The organism is Aquitalea sp. ASV15, assembly GCF_016429115.1.
In the GTDB taxonomy this organism is placed as follows: domain Bacteria; phylum Pseudomonadota; class Gammaproteobacteria; order Burkholderiales; family Chromobacteriaceae; genus Aquitalea; species Aquitalea magnusonii.
Map to the genome: position 1 here is coordinate 87066 of NZ_JAELTZ010000012.1, position 25570 is coordinate 112635.

Below are 25570 nucleotides of genomic sequence, written 5' to 3' on the forward strand. Positions count from 1 at the left end.
TTTTCATCAAAAAATCCATCTTTTGATAGAAAATCATTAAACCCGCTGGTTTTCCTGCTGATTTGCCGCAGTCAGCACCGCGTCAACGCAGCCGGAAGCGGGCCACGATGGCATGAATATGCTCGACCTGGCTGTCCAGCGCGCTCAGCGCCTGGTTGGTGGCATCCACCTCGCTGCGGGTTTCCGAGGCATTGCCGGCGATGCCGCTGACATCATTGGCCACCTCGGCGCAGCTTTGCTGCTGCACTGCCACTTTCTGGCTGACGCTGCCAACCAGCTGCACCACCTGATCCGATTGCAGGCTGATGCTTCTCACCGCCTCACCAGCCTGGCTGATATTGTCCACACTGGTACTGACACTGGCTTCGACCGCTTGCATGTCACGCACCGCCACCTGCACCTGGCTGCCGATGGATTTGACGATGATGTCGATTTCGCCGGTAGAACGGCTGGTGGAGTCCGCCAGCTTGCGCACCTCGTCTGCCACCACGGCAAAACCACGGCCCGATTCGCCAGCCCGCGCAGCTTCGATGGCCGCATTCAGCGCCAGCAGGTTGGTCTGGTCGGCCAGCGACTCGATCACCCCGACGATCTTGGTAATGGCGGCACTGGAGTCCTGCAACTGATGCAGGCAGGCTGCCGTCTGCCCCACGGCGGCTGATACCGAACGGATATCACCCAAGGCGGTCTGGATGGCTTCGTTGTTCTGTCTTGCCTGCACGGCGGACTCCGAACACAGCGCCGCTGCCTGGCCGGTCTTTTGCAGGATGTCCAGCATGCCGCCATTGAGCTGCTGCAACTCCTGGTCGATATGCTGCGAAGCACGCTCCCCGGCCTCGGCCACCGCACTCAGATGCTGCGAAGTACTGCCCATATTGCGATTGGCCGTCACCACCTGCTGCAAGCGCTGCTCCACTTCCAGCATGCTGTCCTGCAAGGCTTGCAGCAGATTGTTCAGCGCCTTGCCGGCCCGTTCGGCCTGCTTGCTGCACAAGCCTTCCACCCGGCAGGTCAGGTCGAAATTGTCAGCGACTGCAATCATGGTTTTCTCAATGCGCCGCAAATCGTAAATCTGCTTGAAAGTCAGATATTGCCGATAGACCACGAACAGACCGAATAACAGCAGCAAACCCAGAACCAGCGTCACGTTCAGCATGGTATTGCGCTGGCTGGCCTGCAACGGTGCCAGCTTTTGCGCCAGCTGCGCCGGCGTCAGATGGTAGTAAACCAGCCAGGGCTTGTCGCTGTGTATCTGCAAGGGCAGGCTGAGCAAGGCCCCGCCCTGGGCCTCGGCCTGGCTCTTGCCGGACAGCAGATCCGCCAGCACGGTGTTGCGCCGGTCGAAGATACGGATGCCGCGCTCGGCATTCACCAGCGCAAAGCTGGCCGCCTCGGCCGGCATTTTCAGCCCGGCCTTGGCCGCTTCTACCCGGTCTTTGTCGGTCAGCACCAGATAAGGCATGTCCAGCAGCGCGGCCTCGAAAACATTGGCACGGACAATGGCAGAGATCACCCCGATAAACGCGTGCTCGTTGCTGTAAACCGGCACCGAATACAGGAAACCGGAAGCGTCATACACATTGCACTTGGATTTGGAGTAGTACTGGGTATTGTCACAGGTGCGCATCAGCGGCGAGGTGGCTGCAGGAATATCATTCAGCACCTTGAAGTTGAAACGCGGATAGGCTGCTTTCAGCTCGGCCAGCTGGCGCGGGAAATAGCTGTACTCCTCGTCTTCCATCTCTTCGGGCTTGTCCGGGTCCTTGCTCTTGGCTTCGTCTTCTTCTTTCTTGCCGGCCTCCGGCTCCAGCCGCACGGTGTCAAACATGAAAAACGGCACCTGGCCTTTTTTGTAGTCCAGTCCATCCATCACCGCATACACCTCGGATACCCGGGTACGGCTGACCATATTGTTGAAAATCTGCTGGACCGTATTGAAAGCATCGGCAGTAAAGCGATGGCCGGCCACCACATCTTCTTTTTCGTCGCCACGGTTGCCGCCATGAATCTGCCGCACACTGGGCAACAGGCTGATGGTGCGACTGTTTTCATAGATGGTATTGAACATGTCCTGCAGCTGGCGGCGCTTGCCTTCCAGTTGCGGCATGGCCTCCTGCTGGATCACCTGCTGCCGGGCTTCCGCCAGTCGCTCGGCATACAGATGGCGCAACCACCACTGACTGGCGACAAACAAGATGGCAAACAGCAGCAGCAGCCAGAACAGCCGGTTGTAAAGGAATGCTCTCCAGGGAGACAAACGTGTTTTTGCCATGTCGACGCGTTTTCCGATGAAATATGACAAACAGAAAAATGCCATTACCTCTGTTATAGAAAATTTTTAGCCGACATCAGCCTGTTTTCACCTTAATCGCTGCCGCTACCCATTCCACCCTCACTATTTAGTGACTAAAAACAGCAAATGACATCGCATCCTGTTTAAAAACTACGGCCACGTCAGCGCCAGCCACGCTGGCGTTGACATCCGCACAGGCCACAGCAAACCGTCTTGGCAAACCTGCCTTGCGCTGGCGCAACATTTAAATGACATTCAAATATAAAATCAGCAGTGGTGCCAACATGCTATAGAGTAAGGGCGGGGTCGCCGCGCGGTCGGCTTGCCGGCAGGTCAGCCGGGCAGAGCCGGACGGGGCAAACAGGCGGCATGCCGCGCTCGGCAGCAAACACATGACAGGTCTGAAAGGGGAATAAATGAGCATCGCCAGAAAAATGCTGTTACTCAGTGCGATAACGATTCTGGGCTTTATCGCCATCGGCGTGGCAGTGTTCATCAGCCTTGGCAATCTGCAAAGCAACCAGAATGACCTGACCCGCCGCACGGAACATATCCAGCGCCTCTTGGAGGTGAAAGCCAGCGCCCTTTCCACCATCCAGCTGGACCCCACCACCGTGGAAACCGCCAAGATATTTTCCGATGCCGAAAAAAACATCGAGCTGCAACTGGGCCAGCTGGAAAAGCTGGCCCGCCGACCGGCCATCCAGGAGCAGGCCAGGCAGATCAGGGCGCAATGGCAACGCTATGACCAGGACTCGCATGCGCTGATGAACCAGGCCAGGACAGATGCCAAGGCAGCCAATGATCAGTTGATCCCCTTGTACAACAAGGAATTCCTGCCGCTGCAACACACCGTGGAAGCGGCCATCAGCAGCATGAGCAAGGATTGTGACAGCTCCAAGGCCAAGGTGGCCGAGCTGCTGGCCCTGCAGTTCTGGCTGGTGCTGACACCGCTGCTGGTACTGGCCTGCTGCTTGCTGCTGTTTGTCAGCAGCATTTCGCGCAGCCTGAAAACCAGCCTGCAACAGATGCTGCAGGCCTTGCAACAACTGAGTACCGGACAACTGGCAACCCGGCTGCCGGCTACCGGCAAGGACGAGCTGGCGGACATCGCCCGCGCGGTCAACCAGTTCATCGAACACACCCATGCCATGGTGCAGCAGTTCCAGCAGGGTTCGCAGCAGCTGTCCTCCTCTGCCGTGGTGCTGTATGGCACCGCCAAGGAAATTGTCAGCAGCGTGAACAGCCAGAACGAAGCGGCGGCCTCGATGGCCGCGGCTGTGGAGCAGATGTCGGTCAGCGTCAACCATGTGGCCAACAATGCCGGCACCGCGCTGCAGCTGTCACACAACGCGGGCGAGATTTCCCGTCAGGGCGGGCAGATCATTCACGACGCCGCCGCCGAGATGAGCCACATCGTCAATGCAGTGCACAACGCCAGCGATACGGTACAGGAGCTGAACCAGCACTCGCGCAATATTTCCGCCGTGGTGCAGGTGATCAAGGAAATCGCCGACCAGACCAATCTGCTGGCCTTGAACGCGTCCATCGAGGCGGCGCGCGCTGGCGAACAGGGGCGCGGCTTTGCCGTGGTGGCGGACGAAGTACGCTCGCTGGCGGAACGCACCAGCAGCTCGACCCAGGAAATCGGCAAGATGATCAGCCAGATCCAGGGCAGTACCGACACCGCCGCCCGGGAAATGGAGCAAGTGGTGCTGCGGGTAGGCAGTGGCGAACAGCTGGCCAAGCAGGCCGGCCAGCGCATGGGCGAAATCCAGAGCGGTACCGAACAAGTGATCAGTGCCATCAATGCCATCTCCACCGCCCTGCAGCAGCAAAGCGCCACCAGCCACGAGATTGCCGCCCAGGTGGAAAAAGTGGCCAGGATGACCGAGGACAATCATGGTGCGGCGCGGCACACCTCGGATTCGGCCGGCGAACTGGAGCAGCTGGCAAGCCAGATGCAGGGCGTGGTCAGCCGCTTTCGCACCTGAACGCCTCGGCAGCGGCCAGCGCCGGCAAGCCATGCCGCTGTCTGGCCTTGCGGCATTGCGCATCCCCCGCCCGTACTTCGCGACAGGGCGAGGGGCGCTGGGCATACAGGCTGCAGGACACGGACTGCCCCACTTCACCCTGCAAAGCATGGCAGCGCGGCGCCGGCTGGTTGGTGCCGCGCAAACAGGCATGCCAGGGGCTGGCTTGTTCCAGTGCGGTATCGGGCAGACCAAGGCTGACCGCCTCGGCCCAATAGAAGGAAACACGAAAACTGGCGCAACAGGCGCCACAATCCAGGCATGGATTGAAAGTGACAGTGGCAGGAGCGTTCATCATTCAGCGTGTCAGACAAAGTGATGGACCATCCGCTGGCCGCTAACAGCCGCAGCAGAGTAGCTGCACCGCGGCCACCTGTGGGTGGTTTCGCACACGGATACAGCCGGGCAGCACTATACCTGCCTGTCATCACTCGGAAAAGTCTGACTTATTTTGCAATGCAGCAAGACGTCAACGCACTGATATGCACATGCTCAAGCTGTCATGAAAAGCATCAAGCTGGCATGGGCAAAGCCATGTTCTGCCGAATCACTTTTCACCAGGGCAGGTCTGCGCCTGATTGTTCAAACCCTGCTTTTCCACCCGGAAGCGGGCGACGGTGCGGCCGTCCTGCTGCTGCAGAGTGACGACATACAGGCTGTCGAAATCGCTGTAATGCCAGGCAGGCACCTGGGCCGGGTCTGCCCCGTAGCGGCCAAGCAGTTGCGCCGCCATCTTTGCCACCAGCCGGTGCTCCCATGATACGAACACGGTGGCATCGCGGTAGGCCGGGCTGGTGATGGCGGCCTCCAGCGCGTCCAGTTCATCCAGGCCAAAGTCGGTATTCACCGGCAGGCCCAGGCGGATGGCAGTCGGTTCGATGGTGGCCAGCGGACGGATGTAGTTGTACTCCACCCCGCCGTCTTTCTTGCGGATGCCGGGATTGGGGGCAAACAAGGCTGCCGGACGGTCAAACTTGCGCTGCAGCACTGCCGGCAATGCCAGCGCCCGGTTCAGCCCCTGGCAGCTCAGCTGCCCCAGACCGGCCTCCGGTTTTTCGGCATGGCGAAACAGCACGATGGTTTCATCCGCCAGGCAGATGCCGGACAGCAACAGGCCGGCGCAGAAGGTCAGGGAGGTCAGTGGTTTTTTCATCAGGATGATCCGGAAAAGTCTGCTGGCAGAAAATGCTGGCAGGCTAGCAGAAAACTGGCAGTGCTGACCAATCTGCTCGGCAGGGGCTCAGGCCAGCACCCCGCCCACATGCTGGCTGGCCAGCGCCTGCAATTGCGGCCCCAACTGCAAGGCCAGCTGCCACAGGCGTTCGGCCACCGGTGACAAGGAGCGCTGGCGGCGGCGGATCAGCATGATGCTGCGGCGCTGTTCCGGCAACAGCGGGCGCACGGTCAGGCTGGCACCGGCAGGCAGCGGCAGCGCCAGACCGGGCGACACGCTGATGCCAATGCCGGCCTGCACCATCTGGAAAACCGAGCTGGAGTGCCCCAGTTGCTGGGCTACCGGGCAGTGCACGCCCTGGCTGGCCAGAATGCGGTCTATCACCGGCCGGCTGCCGGAACTGTAATCCAGCAACACCAGCGGCAGCCCGTCCAGTGCCTGCCACGGCACGGCGCTCAGGGCTGCCAGCGGATGGTCGTCGCGGCAGATCAGCCAGAAACCGTCATCCAGCAAGGGCTGGCATTCCAGATCGTCTACCACGCCCGGCTCCACCACGATGCCGAAATCCACCTCGCCGCTGCGCACGCTGTCCACATTCAGCCGCTGCACCTGGTCGTGCAATACCGGGCGGATATGCGGAAACTGGCGCGCACATTGCGCCAGCAAGCTAGGCAGCAAGCTGGCGGACAAGGTGGGGCTGCTGGCGATATGCACCGTGCCATGTGCCTGCTCGCCTTCCTTGCGCGCCTCTTCCAGCAAGAGCTGCAATTCATCCAGCAAGCGGCTCAGCTGGCCGGCAAAGCGCAGGCCGGCGGCGGTCAGCTCTACCTCGCGCGTGGTGCGGTCCAGCAAGCGCATGCCCAGCTCGGCTTCCAGCTCGCGCACGCAGCGGCTGACTGCGGGCTGGGTAAGGCCGATTTCGTCCCCGGCCCGGCTGAAACTGCGCAGGCGGGCTACCGCCCGGAACACCTGTAACTGGCGCAAACTGACATTCATGACTTTTTCTTATCTATTGATCTGATAAATCAATTTGTAGTCTGAATGTTTTCACGGTTCAATAGCAAGCTGATTTCCCGCTGCAATAGGGCATGCTCATGCTGAAAATGATTGATTCCTTCACCCTGGCGCTGATTGCCACGGTTACCCTGGCCAGCCTGCTGCCCTGTCAGGGTGAAATGGCACAGGCCATGAACCTGATCACCACCCTGGCCATCGGCCTGCTGTTTTTCCTGCATGGGGCCAAGCTGTCGCGCGAAGCCGTGATTGCCGGTGCCACCCACTGGAAGCTGCACCTGACGGTAATGGCCTGCACCTTTGTACTGTTTCCCGTGCTGGGGCTGGCGCTCAAGCCGCTGCTGGGCCCGCTGGTCACGCCGGAGCTGTACCTGGGCGTGCTCTACCTGTGCATGCTGCCATCCACCGTGCAATCGTCGATTGCCTTTACCTCGATGGCACAGGGCAATATCCCGGCGGCCATTTGCAGTGCCACCGCATCGAATATCTTCGGCATTTTCATCACGCCCTTGCTGGTGGGCATGCTGGTGATCAGCCATCACGGCAGCGATCAGGGCATGGGTTCCATCACCGACATCGTGTTGCAGCTGCTGCTGCCCTTTATTGCCGGCCAGATTGCCCGCCGCTGGATTGGCGGCTGGGTAGACAAGCACAAGCCGCTGCTGCGCTATGTCGACCAGGGTTCCATCCTGCTGGTGGTGTACACCGCGTTCAGTGCGGCGGTGATTACCGGCCTCTGGCAGCAAACCCCGCCGCAATCCTTGCTAGGTCTGCTGGTGGTATGCGGCCTGCTGCTGGCCATCCTGCTGGGGTTGACTGCTTACTCCAGCCGCAAGCTGGGCTTTGACCGTGCCGACCAGATCACCATTGTGTTTTGCGGCTCGAAAAAGAGCCTGGCCAGCGGGGTGCCCATGGCCAAGGTGCTGTTTGCCGGCCACCCCATCGGCTCCATCGTGCTGCCCTTGATGCTGTTTCACCAGATCCAGCTGATGACCTGCGCGGTGCTGGCCCAGCGCTATCGCAAGCAGCAACTGGCGGCCCAGACGGCCAGCCAGATAGCCTGACGCACACGAACTCCCAATAACAAAGCCCCACCAGCGTCCTGCTGGCGGGGCTTTCCGTTTGCATGCGTACTGCACTTACAAGTCGCTGATGAACATTTTTTCCTTCAGCGCCTTCAGCTCGTCGCGTACATGGGCGGCTTTTTCGAATTCCAGATTGCGCGCCGCTTCCATCATTTCCTTTTCCAGGCGCTTGATTTCCTTGGCCAGGGTCTTTTCGTCCATCATCGCCACCTTGGCCTCGTCCACCAGGCGCTTGCGCTGGTCTTCCACGCTGTACACGCCATCGATGATGTCCTTGATCTTCTTGTTGATGCCCTGCGGCACAATGCCATGCTCGGCATTGAAAGCCAGCTGCTTGGCGCGACGCCGTTCGGTTTCGTCCATGGCGCGGCGCATGGAGTCGGTGATGCGGTCGGCGTACAGCAGTGCCTTGCCGTTGAGGTTACGCGCGGCGCGGCCTATGGTCTGGATCAGCGAGCGGTCCGAGCGCAGGAAGCCTTCCTTGTCCGCATCCAGAATCGCCACCAGGCTGACCTCCGGAATATCCAGCCCCTCGCGCAGCAGGTTGATGCCGATCAGCACGTCGAACATGCCCAGGCGCAGGTCACGGATGATTTCCACCCGCTCCACGGTGTCGATGTCGCTGTGCAGATAGCGCACCTTGATGCCGTGTTCGGTGTAGTAATCGGCCAGTTGTTCGGCCATGCGCTTGGTCAGCGTGGTCACCAGCACCCGTTCGCCCAGCTCCATGCGCAGGCGGATTTCCGACAGCAAGTCATCCACCTGGGTCGCGACCGGGCGGATTTCAATCACCGGGTCGACCAGGCCGGTAGGACGCACCACCTGCTCCACCACCTGGCCGGCATGTTCTTTCTCATACGCTGCCGGGGTGGCCGAGACAAAGATGGTCTGCGGCATCAGCCGTTCGAATTCGTGGAACTTCAGCGGCCGGTTGTCCACGGCCGAAGGCAGGCGGAAGGCGTATTCCACCAGATTGCTCTTGCGCGCAGCATCACCCTTGTACATCGCCCCCACCTGCGGCACGGTGACGTGGGACTCGTCAATGAACATCAGCGCGTTCTTGGGCAGGTAGTCGATCAGCGTCGGTGGTGCATCGCCGGGCGCGCGGCCGGAAAAATGCCGCGAGTAGTTTTCGATGCCCTTGCAAAAGCCCATCTCATACAGCATTTCCAGGTCAAAGCGCGTGCGCTGTTCGATGCGCTGCGCCTCCACCAGCTTGCCTTCCTTCAGATACCACGCCACGCGCTCGGCCAGCTCCAGCTTGATCTTCTCGCAGGCCTTGAGCACGGTGTCGCGCGGCGTCACATAGTGGCTGGACGGAAACACGGTATAGCGGCCCACCCGCTGTTTGGTGACGCCTGTCAACGGATCGAACAGGGTCAGCGTTTCAACCTCATCGTCGAACAGGCTGACACGCAAGGCGGTATCGCTGCTTTCCGCCGGGAAGATGTCGATCACATCGCCACGCACGCGGAAGGTGCCACGGCCGAAGTCTACGTCATTGCGGTCGTACTGCATGGTGGTGAGACGGCTGATGATGCTGCGCTGGGGTGTGCTTTCGCCCTCTTTCAGATGCAGGATCATCTGGTGGTAGTCGGACGGGTCACCGATACCGTAAATGGCCGATACCGTGGCCACGATGATGCAGTCCGGCCGCTCCAGAATGGATTTGGTGGCGGACAGGCGCATCTGTTCGATGTGTTCGTTGATGCTGGAGTCTTTTTCAATGAACAGGTCGCGGCTGGGGACGTAGGCTTCCGGCTGGTAGTAGTCGTAGTAGGAAACGAAATACTCGACCGCGTTTTCCGGGAAAAACTCGCGCATCTCGCTGTACAGCTGCGCCGCCAGCGTCTTGTTGTGCGCCATGATGATGGCGGGCCGGCCGGTGCGGGCAATGACATTGGCCATGGTGAAGGTCTTGCCTGAGCCGGTCACCCCTAGCAGGGTCTGGTAAGACAGGCCATCATTCAGCCCTTCCACCAGCTGGGCGATAGCGGTGGGCTGGTCACCAGCCGGGGCAAAGGGCTGGTGCAGGCGAAACGGACTATCCGGAAATGTAAGCAGCATGGCTTTTCTGAGCGGGTTCAAGTCGGTCGATTTTACGCCGATAATGTTTTTAACTCACTCCTGCTGTGTAATTGATTTTTATCTGCAAAATTGCCTGCCAGAGAGGCAAAACATTGTTTAAAATGCAAGCAGCCCGATCACGAGGCGAGATGAAGAATCCTTGCGCATCAACATGATGCAAGCATGATTTCTGACAGGCTGTATCTCCAACGACAAGACACGGGAGTGTATCTCTTATGCTGAGAAAATTTGCCGCCCTGCTGGTTTCCGCCGCCCTGGCGATGCCGGCAGTGGCCGCGCCGCCACCGGGCGTCATGGTTGCCAGCCAGATGGCCGACCATGCCGTACCGCGCCTGAGTTCGCACTCGGTGCTGGTGCTCAATGGCGCCACTGGCGAGCCGCTGTATGAAAAGAACATCCATCAACGCATGCCGATTGCCTCCATCACCAAGCTGATGACGGCCATGGTGCTGCTGGACTCGGGGGTGTCGCTTGATCAGGAAGTCACGGTTTCCGATGCCGAAATCGACCGCCTGAAAAACACCACCTCGCGCCTGGCCGTGGGTACCACCCTGCCGCGCAAGGAAATGCTGCTGCTGGCGCTGATGTCCTCGGAAAACCGCGCCGCGGCCACGCTGGCCCGCACCGCCCTGCCCGGTGGTACCGCCGCCTTTGTCGAGCGCATGAACAAGAAGGCGCGCAGCCTGGGCATGAACGAAACCGTGTTCTACGACCCGACCGGCCTTGATCTGCGCAACACCTCCACCGCCGGCGACCTGGCGCGCATGGTGAAGGCCGCCCACGGTTATCCGCTGATCCGTGCCTTTACCACCACGCCGGAACACCAGATCGTCTCGGTACGCAACCGCGTGCTGCAGTATCGCAACAGCAATGCACTGGTGCGCGAGGGTAACTGGGACATCAGCATCCAGAAAACCGGCTACATCCAGGAAGCCGGCCGCTGCATGGTGATGCAGGCCACGGTAGGTTCGCAGCCGCTGATCATCGTGCTGCTGGCTGCCGGTGGCAGCTCGGCCCGCGTCAACGATGCCCGCAGCATCAAGACCTGGCTGGAGGCCCACCCGGGCAACTGGCTGGCCGGCTGATCGCCGCCCATCCCCGGACACGCAGGGCCGGGCCAAGCGCCCCGCAGGCTGCGGACAAAGTAATCTGTGAGATTCCACTCACTGACCGAGTCCGCAGCCTTCTCGTCTACTCCCCTGCCCCCTTACCCTGCAAGGGTGCCGCGCTTGCTGCCAAGCGCGTGTGGGTTTGTCAATAAACCATGGACAGAGCAAACCAGCCCGCTCATGGCACTTGCCATATTGAGCAGGCGGGCTAGCCCGCGCCAACCAGGAGTTGCTTGTGAGCATAGAAATTCGTCCGGCCACCCGAGCGGATGCCGCGCTGATCCTGCATTACATCCGTGAGCTGGCCATCTATGAAAAAGCCGAACACGAAGTGGTGGCCAGCGTGGCCGATATCGAACAGTCGCTGTTTGGTGACGCGGCCAGCGCCGAAAGCCTGATCTGTCTGCAGCATGGCCAGCCCATCGGCTACGCGGTGTATTTTTTCAGCTATTCCACCTGGCTGGGCAAATCCGGCCTGTATCTGGAAGATCTGTACATCACCCCGGCGGCACGCGGCAGCGGCGCCGGCAAGCGGCTGCTGCGCCATCTGGCGCAACTGGCGGTGGCCCGTGGCTGCGGGCGCTTCGAATGGAGCGTGCTGGACTGGAACCAGCCGGCCATCGATTTTTACGAATCCTTTGGCGCCGCTGCCCAGTCGGAATGGATACGCTACCGCCTGGCCGGCGATGCCCTGCTGCAATTTGCCGAACAGGCCTGAACCTGCACCAGCCAAAAGCCCCGCACTTGCGGGGCTTTTTTGTCAGGTCAACGCCGAGTCATGAAGCGCACGTAATCCCCCTCTTCCACCTTGAGCCGGGCACTTTGCACCTGGGCGATGGAGAAATTGGGCTGCACCTGGGTCAGGGTGATGGTGCCGGACAAATCCTCCGGCACACCCAGCTCGCGCACACCGCCACCGCTGCGCAGTATCTGATCCGAGCGCGGCTTGTACAGCAGCATCTGGTCGCCCACCTTCATGCCATCCAGTCCGCCCACATTGATGAACAGCTGCCGGCCATCCTCTACCTTCACCACCTTGGCCGACAAGGGAATGCAGCTGAGCAGATCAACCAGCTGGCGGCTAGCCTGATCAAGCAGGCCATCCACCACCTTGCCATAGTCGCCCTGCCAGAAAGCAGCGCTGGCAAAGGCGGCCGGCAATTGCTCCACCACCTTGCCCTGGGCGACCCGGCTGAAGCGCTGGTCGGCCAGCACCGCGCCGGTCAGCGCGTCATACACCCACAGTTCCATGTCGAACTGCCGTGCCGATGGCGCGTACTTGAGCGCACCGCCAAACAAGCCGGCCAGCGGTCCGGTGTAATACGCCCCCTGCTGGCTGGTATTGTTGGATTCATACATGGTGTGGCGCAGGGTCTTGCCCACCACCCCGGTAGACAGTACCCGCCCGGCGATGACGAACTGCACATCCTCGCGCCGCCCCAGCTCGCGCACGGTATCCCACCCGGCCACCGGCTCGTCGGCCGCCATATTGCTCAGCACGGTCAGGTGGCTGGCATTGCGCACGTCAAACGGTCCCTGCTGGCGCAGGCGGCGTGCCATCTCTCCTGGCAGGGCGGTGGCCAGATCCTGCAGGTCATTGGCCTCGGCCGGGTTGACCACATAAAAATAGGTGGTCAGCAGCTTGCGCCGCAGCACCCGCCCCGCCGGCATGCCGCAATTGGCATTCTGCGCCGGCTTGGGCGCACTGCCCACCGGGCCGGCGGCACTGGCTTGCGGGTCTATGCTCAGCCGCACGTGATACACGCCGTCACTGCTGTACTCCTGCAGTATCCTGACCTTGCCCTGCAGCGATGGCGCAGACAGCACGCTGCTTTCGCTGACATTGCCCGACTCCATCAGCTGCAGCGATTGCAGCTCGGCACCATTGCTGATGGCCGCCTGCTGCAAGGCATCACGAATCGCCATTTCACGCGCAGCCGGACTGCCGGCATCCATGGCGGCCATGCCTTCGGCGACAATCGGCGCGGCCCACACCGGGGCACACAAAGCAAAAGCCGCCACAAGGGCGGCAACTTGGCGGGTAAGCAAACGTATCGTCATCAGTGAGCTACGTAAAAATTGCTTTCGTAACGTGAGGCTCCGCAGTTGCCTTCGGCGCACTCGACCCCGGCAACACCGTTCTGCTGGGCTGCCTTCATCACACTACCAGTTTTTTCCAGCGCATTCTTGTATTGCTTGTAGAAATCCTGATCCAGGGTGATTTCGGCCACGGCCTCACTGGTGCCATCCGGCAGCATGCTGGTGGACACCATGCGCACGCCGCGCAGATAGGCATCGACATAGGTGCGGAAACCATCGCTGGTGGCCACCATATTGGCCACCGAGCTGTTACCCACCAGTTTCATGCCCTGCACCTGTTCGGCAATGGAGCGGAAAGCATCCAGCCGCGCGGCGCGCATCGACAGCAGCTTGCGCTGCGACGGGGTCAGCGCCGAGGTATAAGGTGCGGCACCATTGCCGGTGGCGCGGATGGTGACCGGGGCATAGGGATTCACTTCCTTCACCACCACTTTGGGGGCTTCCGGTTCGATACCGGCGCCGGCATAGCCCACACCGGTGTAACTGCCGCTGCTGGCAGGCGGCTCGGCCAGCGGGCGCATGGCTGACTCGGCAGTGGGCTGGCTGGCGGAGGCGCAGGCAGTCAGGCCCAGCAACAGGGATACGGCGGCCATACGGCGAGTGCAGGTGTTCATGGCGATTACCATTTCTACTTGTTCTGGATGCGGATTGCGGACGGTCCATGCCGCAGCGTCAGCATTATATCGGCTGACGGCGGGTAAACTTGAGTTAATTTTTGTCAGAGCGCCTGAGCCGACTGCACGGCGCGCTGCCACTGCCGGGCCGAGGAAAAACCCGCCGCCAGCGCCGCCTTTTCCTTGGACAGGCCGGCGGCACGCCATTGCCCGGCCAGCGCGGCGCGCAGTGCCAGATGATAATCGTGCACCGACACCCCGGCATGTTCGCGGAACAGCCGCGACAGATGGCGTGGACTGACATGCACCTGGCTGGCCAGGGCCGGCAGGCTCCAGTCATCCTGCGGCCTGGCGGCAATCAGGTCCTGCACCTTGTGCACCGCCGGATGCAGGTGATTGCGATGGGCCAGCCAGGGCGAAAGCTGGGCATCCTGCCCGGCGCGGCGGAAGTACACCACCATTTCCCGCGCCACATCGCGGGCAATGGCCGGCGACGCCAGCTGGCTGATCAGATACAGCGCCAGATCGATGCCGGCGGTGATGCCGGCACTGGTCCACAGCCGGCCATCCTGCACGAACACCCGGTTCTCCTGCACCCGGGCGCTGGCATCGCTGGCTTGCAGGCGCGCAATCAGGCTGTGATGGGTGGTGCACTGCCGCCCCGCCAGCAGGCCGGCCGAGCCAGCCAGCAAGGCCGCAGAGCAGATGGTGGCCAGCAGATGACGCTGCGGATCGACACAGGCAGCCAGCCAGCGCACGATCTGCCGCGCCTCGGGCATGACATATGCCTCGGCCGAGCAATCGGCACCGGGGACGATGATCAGGCTGTCATCCGGCAGTTGCTGTGGCAGTGCGGCCATGCCGCCCAGTGGCAAACCCAGCGAGCAGCGCACCTGCGGCTCCACCGCGGCGTAATGCAGATGGAAATCCGCGCCAAACTCGCTGGCAATGCGCATGGCCTCGGCTGGGCCGGCAAAGTCCAGCAGCATGAAACGCGGCGGCAGGACAAACCAGACCTCACGCGCCATGGGCCACCGTCCCGCGCCGCCAGCGCGCCAGCACCATGCCGCCAAACACGTTCACCACCAGCCCGGCCAGCAACATCACGCTGCCCGCCGCCTGCAACAGACTGAGCCGCTCGCCCAGCAATAGCGCGGAGGTGAGTACGCCCACCACCGGCACCAGCAGGGAGAACGGAGCCACCTTGTTGGCCGGATGGCGGCTGAGCAGGCGGCTCCACATGCCATAGCCCAGCAAGGTGGCCATGAAGGCGAGATAAGCCACCGCCAGGAAAGAACCGAGCGAAAAATGACGCAGCGCCAGCTCCATGCGCGCCGGCCCTTCCAGCCACCACGACATGGCCAGATAAGGCAGCGGCGGCACCAGGCTGGACCACACCACCAGGTTGAGCGGCTGCACCGTGTGCCCCGCCTTGCCCATCAGCCGCACGATGATGTTGGACGAGGCCCAGCAGACAGCCGCCGCCAGTGTCAGACCAAAACCGATGGCGGTCATGCTGCCGCCCTTGGCCAGGCCAATCAGCGCGAGGCCAGCACAGGCACACAACAGGCCCAGGATTTGCGCCGCCTGCCAGCGCTCATGCAGCAGCAGCCCGGCCAGAAGCAGGGTAAAGAAGGCTTGCGACTGCAACACCACCGAGGCAAGGCCGGCCGGCATGCCCAGCTTGATGGCAGAAAACAGGAAGGCAAACTGGCCAAAGCCCACGCACAAGCCATAGGCCACCACCCAGCCCCAGGGCAGGCTGGGCCGGCGCACCAGCAGCACGGCGGGAAAGGCTGCCAGCATGAAACGCAGCGCACCCAGCAGCAAGGGCGGCACATCGGCCACACCATACTTGATCACCACGAAATTGACGCCCCAGATCAGCACGATAGCCAGCGCCTGCAAAACATCCTTCAAGGGCATGAAACTTGCTCCGTAACGGCCGCCGGCCACCGTGGCCTGCCTGCCGGATAAATGGGTCATTTACAGCCGTGCCAGCGCCTGCTCCACCGTGACGATGTCGGCAAAGCGGCCGGCCAGCACCAGCTCGGTCTTTTCGCGGATTTCATCGGCACTGAACAGCCGGCCGCTCAGCGGGTGACGCATGGCAAAGGTGAGCGTGGCCTCGCTGACAAAATCAACGGCAAAGCCCAGATCGGATGCCACCCGCGTGGTGGTTTCGCAGCACTGCTCGGTACGGATGCCCGACACCAGCAACTTGCCGATGCCATGCTCGGCCAGCCAGGGCTGCAGGCCGGAATCCAGCAGGGCATTGTGCACGTGTTTGATGAAGATGGCATCCGGATTGGCCGGCAGCCAGTCCATGGGCCGCACAAAACCACTTGCCGCGGCAAACGGGCCGTCGCCATCTTCATGCAAGACATACAGCACCGGCACCCCGGCCGCCCGCGCGCCGGCAATCAAGGCCAACAGCCGGGCGCGAAATGGCGGCAAGGCTGCCTCGTCCCAGTAATCGCGCTGTAAAAACGAATCCTGTACATCGATGACCAGCAGGGCTGCCTGATGCATGATAGAAGTCCTCGGGAGAAATGTGGACACAGTCTATCGGCTGCCTGCTGCTGGCAGCAGGCCAGTCACGGACAAGACATGGTCAAATCCGGACAAGCTGGCAGGCGGTATCAGAGCGGCATGGCATGGCGCAGCTCGTCCAGCAGCAGATACAAGGCGGTAGCGGCCATCAGCAGCCCCATGCTCAGATTGAACAGCAACAGGCCGCGCGCCGCTGACAGCAGGTGGCGCAAGCGCTCACCCAGCCAGGCCCACAGGCTGATACATGGCAGGTTCACCACGGCAAAAATCACGGCCAGCAGCAAGGCCGCACCCAGCCGCTGGCTGCCATCGGCCGGCATGAACAGGATGGCGGCATTCAGCACCATCACCCAGGCCTTGGGATTCACCCACTGGAACAGCGCTGCCGCAATAAAGCTCATCGGCCGGCCTTCGGCCACGCCTTGCGGCGAACCGGAGCGGGCAATCTTCCACGACAGCCACAATAGATAGATACAGCCGGCCACCGCCAGTGGCAGTCGCGCCGCCTGCAGCCATTGCAAGGCCCAGGCCAGCAGGCTGGCGGTGATGAACACCTGCGCCGCACAGCCCAGGCTGATGCCCAGCATGTGCGGCAGGGTACGGCGAAAACCGTAATTGACGCCGGAACTGGCCAGCATCAGATTATTGGGACCGGGCGTGATCGACATCACGCCCACATAGGACAGCAAGGCGACTTCCAGCATGTCAGGGCTCCGGTGTGCAGGCGCCGGCCATGGTGCGGCGCTTCCCCATCATGCTAAGGCGGGTCTGCCCTATGGTGACAGCCGCAATAATCCACTATTGTCATGGTGACAGTGTCGGGTTTATCGTAACTGTCACCACAGACTATGCCGGGCACTGTCACTGTTGCGGCGACAGCGGCTGCGGCATTGTCTGCCTGTTACCTGTCTTGCCCGGATGCTTGCCATGCCCAGTTCCCCCCAGCCCCGCACCAGCGGCACCAGCGCCACGCTTTACCAGCAACTGGCCGAAGACCTGTCACTGGCGATTGCCCGTGGCACGCTGCCGCCTGGCTCGCGCCTGCCTTCGGTGCGGCGCACCTCGCAAAGCCGGCAACTGAGCCTGAATACCGTGGTGGCCGCCTACCGGGTGCTGGAAGACCGCGGGCTGATCGAGGCCAGGCCGCAGTCCGGCTATTATGTGCGCGCCCGCCTGCCCTCGCCGGCACGCCCGGCCATGATGCAAAGCAGTGCCGCCAAGCCGACCGAGAGCAAGGTGCTGGACCTGATCGGCGCGGTACTGGATGCCCAGCAAACTCCCGGCTTCATCGACCTGGCGCTGGCCTGCCCGCGTGGCAGCGACTTCTACCCCGGCAACAAGCTGGCCCGGCTGATGGGGCAGATACTGCGGCGCCAGCCCGGCATGGTCAGCACCTATGCCCTGCCCCCCGGCTCGGAGCGGCTGCGGGTACAGATTGCCCGGCGCAGCATGGAACTGGGCATGGCCTTGCAGGCGGAAAACATCATTCTCACCAATGGCTGCATGGAAGCGCTGCAGCTGGCGCTGCGCGCCGTCACCAAGCCGGGCGATGCCGTGGGGCTGGAGTCGCCCACCTATTTCAATCTGCTGCCACTGTTTGCCAGCCTGGGCCTGAAGGCGGTGGAGATCCCCACCGACCCGCAGCACGGGCTGTCGGTAGATGCAGTGGAGCTGTTGTTGTCGGAGGGCCGCATCAGCGCACTGGTGGCCATGCCCAACATTCACAATCCGCTGGGCTGCAGCATGCCGCTGGAGGCCAAGAAGCGGCTGGCGCGGCTGGTGAATCACTACCAGGTGCCGCTGATCGAGGATGGCCTGTATGCCGAGCTGCAGTTCAGCGACACCCAGGCACCGGCGGCCAAGGCCTTTGATGAAGACGGCTGGATCATCTTCTGCACCAGCTACACCAAAACGCTGGCCCCGGATTTCCGCATCGGCTGGATGGAGGGCGGCCGCTTTGGCGCGGCCTTGCGCAAGCTGAAATTTGCGTCTTCTGTCGCCCAGCCCATGGTGCTGTCCGAAACCCTGGGCGCGTTTCTGGAATCGGGCGGTTACGACCACCACCTGCGCGCGCTCAAGCGCCATTACGCCCAGCATGTGGAAAAGGTGCGCGGCCTGATTGCCCGCCACTTCCCGGCCGGCACCCGCGCCACCGACCCGGCCGGTGGATTTCTGATCTGGCTGGAACTGCCGGAAGCCTGCGACAGCGTGGCGCTGTTTCACGCCGCCATCGCCGAAAACATCAGCATCATGCCCGGCCCGCTGTATTCGCCGGGCGGCCGTTACCGCAATGCCATGCGCCTGTCCTGCTGCTATCCGCTGGACGAGCGCTATGTCGCCGCCCTCACCCGCGTCGGCATGCTGGCACAGCAGCAACTGGCCTGACAGGGCGAGCTGGCACCCGCTCAGCGCGGTGGTCGCTGCCGGGTCTGGCTGGGCGTTTCGCCAAACAGCCGGCGGTAGTCGTAGCTGAAATAGCTGGGCGTGGCAAAGCCCCAGTCCTCGGCCAGTTGCTGGATGCTGTCGGCCGCCCCCTGCGGTGAGCGCAGCAGGCGGCGCACCTGATTGAGCCTGAGCGCCCGCAAGAAAGGCAGCGGGCTCATGGCGGTGACTTCCTGAAAACCGTTTTGCAGCGTACGCCGGGTCACGTGCAGTTCGCGGCACAGATCTTCCACCGTCAGCGGCCGCGCCGCCGGCTGCAGCGCACGCTGCCTGGCCTGCTCCACCCATTGCCAGTGTCGCTGACTGCTGCTGTCGCGCCCGGCCACCGCCGCCGGCAAGGCTTGCGCCATGGCCAGCAGCAAGGCATCGGCCGAACAATCCAGCAACAGCTGCCGGCTTATGCGGTCTGGTGTCTGCCGTGCCAGCGCCAGCAGCTCGCCCAGTTGCCGGCACAGGGCCAGATGGCTGGCCTGCGGCAGCTGTACGGCGGCGGTTTGCAGCCAGCACGCCGGCATGTCCCGGCCAAACAATTGCAGATGACGCTGCTGCAGCACCGTCTGCTCCAGAACCACGCCATAGATGGTGAAGTCATCCGGGGTGCGCAAGGTGAAATCGCTGCCCCCCATGGCCACCAGCACGGCGGAGGGCGGCACGCTGCGGCCATGAAAGCGCAGGCGCTCGCCACTGCCCGGCGCCGGAATGCCGAACCAGATCGCCCCCGGCCATGGCTGGCACAGCTGAAAGGTTTCGCGGGCCGCGTATTCGCGAAACACCTGCAAACGCCCCAGGCACAGCTCATCCAGCCGGCCGGCAAAACGCCCGCAGGAGATCTGCGCGTAATCCTGCTGCCAGCCACTGATAAAGGCGGCCTGATCGGCGGCGTCTTCTGCCAGTCTGGTGACGAACTGCAGCGCTATTCCATGTCCCAGCGGCTCCATTGCCTGCTCCTGCATTACTGTTGCAGACAGGCGATGCAAGAAGCGCACCAGGCCATTCCCGGCCAGCAGCCGCTGATGGCTATCGTAAATCGGCAATTTCCCTGCTGCGGTGCAAACGCCAGCTCCGCATGCCTCATCCCGGTGCCAGAACCCAGCCGCAGCGCCCATTGCGTGCACCACGGCAAGACCAGCGGCAGGCACGGCTTTTGCACCAACTGTGGCGCTACCCGCCACGCCAGCCATCCGCCACAAATTGTTTTCCGATTTTCGATAACGCCGGCACCAGGGCAGTCCCTAGCATGCACAGCAGGAACCAGTTGCCGCGGCACTGGACAGGGAGCAGTGACAAAACAAGGGGAAATCTGATGAGCAGCAGCAATCATGGCCTGGCGCGCAAGCTGGGCGGCTGGCAACTATGGGGGATCGCCGTCGGGCTGGTGATCTCGGGCGAATATTTCGGCTGGAGCTATGGCTGGGCCCAGGCCGGCACACTGGGCTTTCTGCTCAGTTCCATCTTCGTCGCCATCATGTACACGGCCTTCATTTTCAGCTTTACCGAACTGACCACCGCCATCCCGCATGCCGGCGGACCGTTTGCCTATGCCCGCCGCGCCTATGGCCCGGTCGGCGGCTTTGTCGCCGGTTTTGCCACCTTGTGCGAATTCGTGTTTGCGCCGCCGGCCATCGCCCTGGCCATTGGTGCTTATCTAAACGTGCAGTTTCCCGAGCTGAGTGCCAAGTGGATTGCCTGTGGCGCCTACATCGTGTTCATGGCGCTGAATATCGTCGGCGTCAGCGTGGCGGCGGCCTTCGAGCTGGTGGTCACCCTGCTGGCCATTTTCGAGCTGCTACTGTTCATGGGCGTGGTGTCGCCGGGCTTTAGCTGGGACAACTTCACCCACCACGGCTGGGCCGGCAGCGACAGCTTCAGCCTGAGCGCCGTCGGTGGCATGTTTGCCGCCATTCCCTTTGCCATCTGGTTCTTCCTGGCCATCGAGGGCGCAGCCATGGCCGCCGAAGAAGCCAAGGACCCCAGCCGCACCATTCCGCGCGCCTATGTGGCCGGCATCCTCACCCTGGTGGCACTGGCCATGGGCGTGATGATCATGGCGGGTGGTGCCGGCGACTGGAGCAAGCTGGCCAATATCAACGACCCGCTGCCGCAGGCGATGAAGCTGATCGTCGGCAGCAACAGCGGCTGGCTGCACATGCTGGTATGGCTGGGCCTGCTGGGGCTGATTGCCAGCTTCCACGGCATCATCATGGGCTATTCGCGGCAGATTTTCGCGCTGGCCCGTGCCGGCTACCTGCCGCCGATGCTGGCGGTGATCCACCCGCGCTTCAAGACGCCGCATCGCGCCATCATCGTCGGCGGGATAATCGGCATCGCCGCCATCTTCAGTGACGACCTGATCCAGATCGCCGGCCAGCCGCTGACCGCCAACATCGTCACCCTGTCGGTATTCGGTGCCATCGTGATGTACATCGTGTCCATGCTGGCGCTGTTCAAACTGCGCCGTAGCGAACCCACCCTGGCCCGTCCGTTCAGCGCTCCGGCCTATCCGCTGCTGCCGGGCCTGGCCCTGGCCTGCGCCGTGATCTGCCTGATTGCCATGGTCTGGTACAACCAGCTGCTGGCGCTGATTTTTGCCGGCAGCCTGGCCGTGGCCTATGCCTACTACCTGCTGACCCACCGCCAGCGCGCTGCCGCCGCCAGCGATGTGCTGCTGGAAGGCAATGATGCCGCACGTCTGCAAGCGGCGGTCGCCCGCAGCAAATAATGAAAGGCGGGGTGTGTCCGGCACACCCCGGTAAACCATGAGCTACGCCATCACCATCGGTCCGCGCCGTTACCGCTTTGACGACCTGAAAACCCTGCTGGCCCGCGCCACGCCCTTGCGTTCCGGCGACCAGCTGGCCGGCATTGCTGCCAGCAGCGCCGAAGAACGGGTGGCGGCACAGATGTGCCTGGCCGATGTGCCGCTGCTGACCTTTCTCAACGAGCTGCTGATTCCCTACGAAGAGGACGAGGTCAGCCGCCTGATCATCGACAGCCACGACGCCCACGCCTTTGCTCCCATCCGTCACCTGACGGTGGGCGGCCTGCGCGACTGGCTGCTGTCCGATGCCGCCAGCAGCCACACGCTGGCAGCGGTGGCCCCCGGCCTGACCCCGGAAATGGTATCCGCCGTCAGCAAGCTGATGCGCAACCAGGACCTGGTGTGGGTGGCCAGCAAATGCCGGGTGATCACCCGTTTTCGCAATACCCAGGGCCTGCCCGGCCACATGGGCGTGCGCCTGCAGCCCAACCATCCCACCGATGACGCGCGCGGCATTGCCGCCGCCATGCTGGACGGCCTGTTGTATGGCGCTGGCGATGCCGTGATCGGCATCAACCCGGCCAGCGACAGCCCGGAAACCATCCATACCATGCTGGCGATGATGGACGAGGTGCGCCAGCGCTATGCCATTCCCACCCAAAGCTGCGTGCTGACCCACGTCACCAGCACGCTGGAGCTGATCCAGCGGGGTGCGCCGGTAGACCTGGTGTTCCAGTCGATTGCCGGTACCGAAAAAGCCAACAGCGGCTTCGGCATCAATCTGGCGGTGCTGGGCGAGGCGCAGCAGGCGGCGCAGCAACTCGGGCGCGGCACGGTGGGCGACAATGTGATGTATTTCGAAACCGGCCAGGGCAGCGCGCTATCGGCCAATGCCCACTGGGGGGTGGACCAGCAGACCTGCGAAGTACGCGCCTATGCGGTGGCGCGGCATTTTTCACCCTTGCTGGTGAATACCGTGGTGGGCTTTATCGGCCCGGAATACCTGTACAACGGCAAGCAGATCATCCGCGCCGGGCTGGAAGACCACTTTTGCGGCAAGCTGCTGGGCCTGCCCATGGGCTGCGACATCTGCTACACCAATCATGCCGAGGCCGACCAGGACGATATGGACAGCCTGCTCACCCTGCTGGGCACGGCCGGCATCCATTTCATCATCGGCGTACCGGGTGCCGACGACATCATGCTGGGCTACCAGAGCACCTCTTTTCACGATGCGCTCTACCTGCGCCAACTGCTGGGGCTGAAACGGGCACCCGAGTTTGAAGACTGGCTGGAAAGCATGGCCATCACCCGCGCCGGCAAGCTACAGGCGCAAGACCGCCAGCAAGCCCTGCTGCAATTGATGGAGACCTTCCGATGAATGCCCCCCTCCCGCACAGCGGCATCAGCCCGATTACCGAAGACAGCTGGCAGGAATTGGCCAGCCATACCGTGGCGCGTATTGCGCTGGGACGGGTGGGCTCCAGCCTGCCCACCCGCGAAACCTTGCGCTTTGCCCTGGCCCATGCCCAGGCACGCGATGCCGTGCACACCCCGCTGGACTTGTCTGCGCTGAGCGCAGCCCTGCAAGACCTGCAATTGCCCAGCCTGCAAGTGCGTAGCGCCGCCGCCAGCCGCGCGGCCTATCTGCAACGGCCGGACCAAGGCCGCCGCCTGCACCCGGACAGCCGCGCCAACCTGTTGGCTGCCGGGGTGGAGCCCTGTGATGTGCTGTTCGTGGTGGGAGATGGCTTGTCGGCCCGCGCCGTGGCCAGCCATGCCCTGCCACTGCTTGCCGCCACCCTGCCGCTATTGCAGCAGCAAGGTTTGCGCGTGGGGCCGGTGGTACTGGCGGCGGAAGCCAGGGTAGCGCTGGCCGATGAGGTGGGCGAATGCCTGCAGGCGGCCATGGTGGTGATGCTGATTGGCGAGCGCCCCGGCCTGAGCTCGCCGGACAGCCTGGGGGTGTATCTCACCAGCGCACCACGGGTCGGCTGCATGGATTCACAGCGCAATTGCATTTCCAATGTGCGCCCGCAAGGCCTGCCCTACCCGCTGGCCGCCTACAAGCTGGCCTGGCTGATCCGCGCCGGCCGCAGCAGCGGCACCGGGGTGGCACTCAAGGATGGCAGCGCGGCAGAACAAGGCTGGCTGGACCTGCAGAACCGGCTTGCGGCTGCAACCGCACAAGCGGGATGAGTCCATCCTGCACCCGCCAGCGCAGGCCATTTGGCTGGTCGAACATTCCGCTTGGGCGCTGATTTGCGGTAGTATGCACAATGCATCAGCCAGACTGCTGCCACCAGACCGTAAACCAGCCTGCCCTTGCGCAGCATTGCCACACCCCGGAGCACCATGCGGGCCATCTTCCTCCTCAGCAGCGTTGTTTGCCTCAGCGCCTGCAGCAATCTGCTGCAAAGCGGCCAGGATTTGCTGCAATCCCTGAACAAACCTGCCAGCGTCGCCCAGCACAATGATAGGGACTGCCTCATCCGCAAATACCTGATCGGCTGGGGTAAAGAATACAAAGAGGGTAATAGCAGCCCCTTTGTCAGCAGCTACGGCATCATGACCGACCAGGGCAAGTTGCATGTGGATGACGGTGCGGTGTTCCGCGACATCATGAGCCGGCAAGGACAGGAAGTGGCGCTGCTGATGTCCAGCGCAGCAGGAGACTGGATCGTCGATCTGCCAAACAACGACAAGCGCATGCGCCTGCGCGCCAGCGTCATGTGTCATCCGGGCTATCCGCAAGCCTTGTCGCCGGGGGAAAACAGGCCGTGAATGCAGCGCGGTGATGGCCAGGCCAGCGCGTGATTAATTGCAGGAAATGCGGTGCCAAGGCATGGATATGCCTCTCACTCTGGCCAGTAACAGCCATTTACCCGCTATTGCATCAGACAAAACCTTGCAGCGCTTGGCTGTTTTCAACAACAGTAGCTATAGTGTGGTTTATTAAGCGCGGCTCTGAGGCGCATAAAAGTTTAAAAACCATGCAATAAACTGCAAGCAGCCTGCCAGTGCTGTGGCCCTGTCCTTTGCGAGCCATCAGCCGCCACTGCGCCAGCAGAAGTGGCACATCCGCCAGAACCGGCGCTTGCGCTGCACCATTCCAAACATCACCTAGGATGCCTTAGTGTCAGACCTTCTTAAAAAAATCGATGCCAGAACAAAACTGGCGGGGACCAACAAGCTGGAAATCCTGCTGTTCTCCCTGGGTCACGACCAGCGTACGGGGAGAAAGGAAATTTTCGGTATCAACGTGTTCAAGGTGCGCGAAGTCATGCGTACCCCTGAAATCACCTCTGCCCCGGAAATGCCATCATCAGTAGAAGGCATGGTCAGCCTGCGCGGCTCGCTGGTGCCGGTGATCGATCTGGCCAAATACGCCGGCATCGTCACCAGCAACAAGCCGGAAATCATGATCGTCACCGAATACAACGGCAAGACGCAGGGCTTTCTGGTCGAGGCGGTGGACACCATCCTGCGCCTGGACTGGTCCGCCATGCGCGTGCCACCGGACATGATCACCAACCGCATGGCCGGCCTGGTGACCGCCGTCACCGAGCTGGAACAGGGCACGCTGGCCATGATGATGGACGTGGAAAAAGTGCTGGCCGAAACCTCGCTGGTGGACGACGCCCATCACTTCATCAATATCGAACCCATCGAAGAAGAACGCATGATCTTCTTCACCGACGACTCCGCCGTCGCCCGCAAGCAGGTACAGCAAACCCTGGATGCCATGCAGGTCAAGTACTCCTTCGCCATCAACGGCATGCGTGCCTGGGAAGAACTGCAAAAAATGGCCATGCAGGCCGAGCTGTCCGGCAAGCGCCTGTGCGAAAGCCTGCACCTGGTGCTGACCGACGTGGAAATGCCGGAAATGGACGGCTATATGCTGACCAAGCTGATCAAGAGCGACCCGCGCTTTGCCGGCATCCCGGTACTGATGCATTCCTCGCTGTCCGGCACCTCCAACCAGAAGCTGGGCCAGTCGGTTGGTGTCGATGCCTATGTATCCAAGTTCGAAGCCCAGAAGCTGTCGATGAAACTGCGCGAAATGCTCAGCCTGGCAAAAAACTAAACCAGACCGGCTCACCACCCGGGAGAGGGACCAACCATGTCAGCCACAGATGCATCCTTGCTTGCCAGTGTCGATGCCCGTACCAAACTGGCAGGCTCCAACAAGATGGAAATCCTGCTGTTTTCGCTGGGTACCCGCGAAACCTTCGGCATCAATGTATTCAAGGTGCGCGAGGTATCGCAGACGCCGGCCATCACCAAAACCCCCAACATGCCCTTTG

Annotated in this window: 23 protein-coding genes; 11 read left to right on the top strand and 12 right to left on the bottom strand. The window is 62.2% G+C overall.

From position 1 onward, the window contains the following. Positions 1-82 precede the first annotated feature (82 nt). Positions 83-2272, bottom strand: a complete 2190-nt coding sequence (locus tag JHD64_RS07490) for a methyl-accepting chemotaxis protein (protein WP_199052810.1) — start codon at positions 2270-2272, stop codon at positions 83-85. A 437-nt stretch (positions 2273-2709) separates the two neighbouring features. Here JHD64_RS07490 and JHD64_RS07495 point away from each other — a divergent pair, with 437 nt between their 5' ends. Further along, a complete protein-coding gene (locus tag JHD64_RS07495; RefSeq protein WP_199052811.1) occupies positions 2710-4287 on the top strand; it encodes a methyl-accepting chemotaxis protein in 1578 nt (525 codons plus the stop codon). On the opposite strand, the gene JHD64_RS07500 is transcribed toward JHD64_RS07495, so the two are convergent. The 3 genes from JHD64_RS07500 to JHD64_RS07510 all read right to left on the bottom strand — a co-directional run bounded on the left by JHD64_RS07500 (position 4268) and on the right by JHD64_RS07510 (position 6496). Next, positions 4268-4624, bottom strand: a complete 357-nt coding sequence (locus JHD64_RS07500) for a YkgJ family cysteine cluster protein (RefSeq protein ID WP_233170388.1) — start codon at positions 4622-4624, stop codon at positions 4268-4270. The two genes, JHD64_RS07495 and JHD64_RS07500, sit on opposite strands and share 20 nt — an antisense overlap. Before the next feature lie 249 nt (positions 4625-4873). Continuing rightward, positions 4874-5479, bottom strand: coding sequence for a hypothetical protein (locus JHD64_RS07505; protein WP_233170389.1), 606 nt, complete (start codon positions 5477-5479; stop codon positions 4874-4876). 87 nt (positions 5480-5566) lie between these two features. Further along, positions 5567-6496, bottom strand: coding sequence for a LysR family transcriptional regulator (locus JHD64_RS07510; protein WP_199052812.1), 930 nt, complete (start codon positions 6494-6496; stop codon positions 5567-5569). Positions 6497-6594: 98 nt separating this feature from the next. On the opposite strand from JHD64_RS07510, the gene JHD64_RS07515 reads away from it, so the two are divergent. Next, a complete protein-coding gene (locus tag JHD64_RS07515) occupies positions 6595-7578 on the top strand; it encodes a bile acid:sodium symporter family protein (RefSeq protein ID WP_233170390.1) in 984 nt (327 codons plus the stop codon). A gap of 75 nt (positions 7579-7653) precedes the next feature. Here JHD64_RS07515 and uvrB read toward each other — a convergent pair whose 3' ends face one another. After that, on the bottom strand, positions 7654-9666 hold the full coding sequence (uvrB, locus tag JHD64_RS07520) for an excinuclease ABC subunit UvrB (RefSeq protein ID WP_199052814.1): 2013 nt from the start codon (positions 9664-9666) through the stop codon (positions 7654-7656). A gap of 236 nt (positions 9667-9902) precedes the next feature. On the opposite strand from uvrB, the gene JHD64_RS07525 reads away from it, so the two are divergent. Next, positions 9903-10772 (top strand): serine hydrolase, encoded by an 870-nt coding sequence (locus JHD64_RS07525; RefSeq protein ID WP_110313004.1) that lies wholly within the window; start codon positions 9903-9905, stop codon positions 10770-10772. Between the two features lie 259 nt (positions 10773-11031). Next, positions 11032-11514: a GNAT family N-acetyltransferase gene (locus tag JHD64_RS07530; protein WP_199052815.1), complete on the top strand. Its 483-nt coding sequence runs from the start codon at positions 11032-11034 to the stop codon at positions 11512-11514. 47 nt (positions 11515-11561) lie between these two features. Here the strand turns inward: JHD64_RS07530 and JHD64_RS07535 are convergent, their stop codons facing one another. The 6 genes from JHD64_RS07535 to JHD64_RS07560 all read right to left on the bottom strand — a co-directional run bounded on the left by JHD64_RS07535 (position 11562) and on the right by JHD64_RS07560 (position 16767). Next, positions 11562-12857 (bottom strand): flagellar assembly protein T N-terminal domain-containing protein, encoded by a 1296-nt coding sequence (locus JHD64_RS07535; RefSeq protein ID WP_199052816.1) that lies wholly within the window; start codon positions 12855-12857, stop codon positions 11562-11564. Continuing rightward, positions 12857-13510, bottom strand: coding sequence for an LPP20 family lipoprotein (locus tag JHD64_RS07540; protein ID WP_110313021.1), 654 nt, complete (start codon positions 13508-13510; stop codon positions 12857-12859). The genes JHD64_RS07535 and JHD64_RS07540 overlap by 1 nt, the downstream gene beginning before the upstream one ends. Before the next feature lie 104 nt (positions 13511-13614). After that, positions 13615-14538 (bottom strand): GlxA family transcriptional regulator, encoded by a 924-nt coding sequence (locus tag JHD64_RS07545; protein ID WP_110313005.1) that lies wholly within the window; start codon positions 14536-14538, stop codon positions 13615-13617. Continuing rightward, the gene (locus JHD64_RS07550; RefSeq protein ID WP_233170391.1) at positions 14528-15496 is read right to left on the bottom strand and encodes an EamA family transporter; all 969 of its coding nucleotides are present in this window, start codon (positions 15494-15496) and stop codon (positions 14528-14530) included. Before JHD64_RS07550 ends, JHD64_RS07545 begins: the two co-directional genes overlap by 11 nt. Continuing rightward, positions 15497-16042, bottom strand: a complete 546-nt coding sequence (locus tag JHD64_RS07555) for an isochorismatase family protein (protein ID WP_199052818.1) — start codon at positions 16040-16042, stop codon at positions 15497-15499. A gap of 110 nt (positions 16043-16152) precedes the next feature. Further along, on the bottom strand, positions 16153-16767 hold the full coding sequence (locus tag JHD64_RS07560) for a LysE family translocator (RefSeq protein ID WP_059286905.1): 615 nt from the start codon (positions 16765-16767) through the stop codon (positions 16153-16155). 223 nt (positions 16768-16990) lie between these two features. On the opposite strand from JHD64_RS07560, the gene JHD64_RS07565 reads away from it, so the two are divergent. Continuing rightward, positions 16991-18448, top strand: a complete 1458-nt coding sequence (locus JHD64_RS07565; protein WP_059286912.1) for a PLP-dependent aminotransferase family protein — start codon at positions 16991-16993, stop codon at positions 18446-18448. A 20-nt stretch (positions 18449-18468) separates the two neighbouring features. Here JHD64_RS07565 and JHD64_RS07570 read toward each other — a convergent pair whose 3' ends face one another. Continuing rightward, positions 18469-19443 carry a helix-turn-helix domain-containing protein gene (locus JHD64_RS07570; RefSeq protein WP_199052819.1) on the bottom strand — a complete coding sequence of 325 codons (975 nt, stop codon included), beginning with the start codon at positions 19441-19443 and terminating at the stop codon, positions 18469-18471. A 365-nt stretch (positions 19444-19808) separates the two neighbouring features. Here JHD64_RS07570 and eat point away from each other — a divergent pair, with 365 nt between their 5' ends. From eat to JHD64_RS07600, 6 genes are all read left to right on the top strand, one after another. Further along, positions 19809-21224, top strand: coding sequence for an ethanolamine permease (gene eat / locus JHD64_RS07575; protein ID WP_199052820.1), 1416 nt, complete (start codon positions 19809-19811; stop codon positions 21222-21224). A gap of 37 nt (positions 21225-21261) precedes the next feature. Continuing rightward, complete coding sequence (locus tag JHD64_RS07580; RefSeq protein ID WP_199052821.1) at positions 21262-22644, top strand: ethanolamine ammonia-lyase subunit EutB; 1383 nt, start codon at positions 21262-21264, stop codon at positions 22642-22644. Further along, positions 22641-23462 carry an ethanolamine ammonia-lyase subunit EutC gene (gene eutC / locus JHD64_RS07585; RefSeq protein WP_199052822.1) on the top strand — a complete coding sequence of 274 codons (822 nt, stop codon included), beginning with the start codon at positions 22641-22643 and terminating at the stop codon, positions 23460-23462. The genes JHD64_RS07580 and eutC overlap by 4 nt, the downstream gene beginning before the upstream one ends. Before the next feature lie 156 nt (positions 23463-23618). Next, entirely contained in the window at positions 23619-24047 is a 429-nt protein-coding gene (locus JHD64_RS07590; protein WP_199052823.1) for a hypothetical protein, read from the top strand. Between the two features lie 352 nt (positions 24048-24399). Next, positions 24400-25350 carry a chemotaxis protein gene (locus tag JHD64_RS07595; RefSeq protein ID WP_199052824.1) on the top strand — a complete coding sequence of 317 codons (951 nt, stop codon included), beginning with the start codon at positions 24400-24402 and terminating at the stop codon, positions 25348-25350. Positions 25351-25386: 36 nt separating this feature from the next. Beyond that, positions 25387-25570: chemotaxis protein CheW (locus tag JHD64_RS07600; RefSeq protein WP_199052825.1), on the top strand; the 184-nt coding region annotated here is incomplete at its 3' end.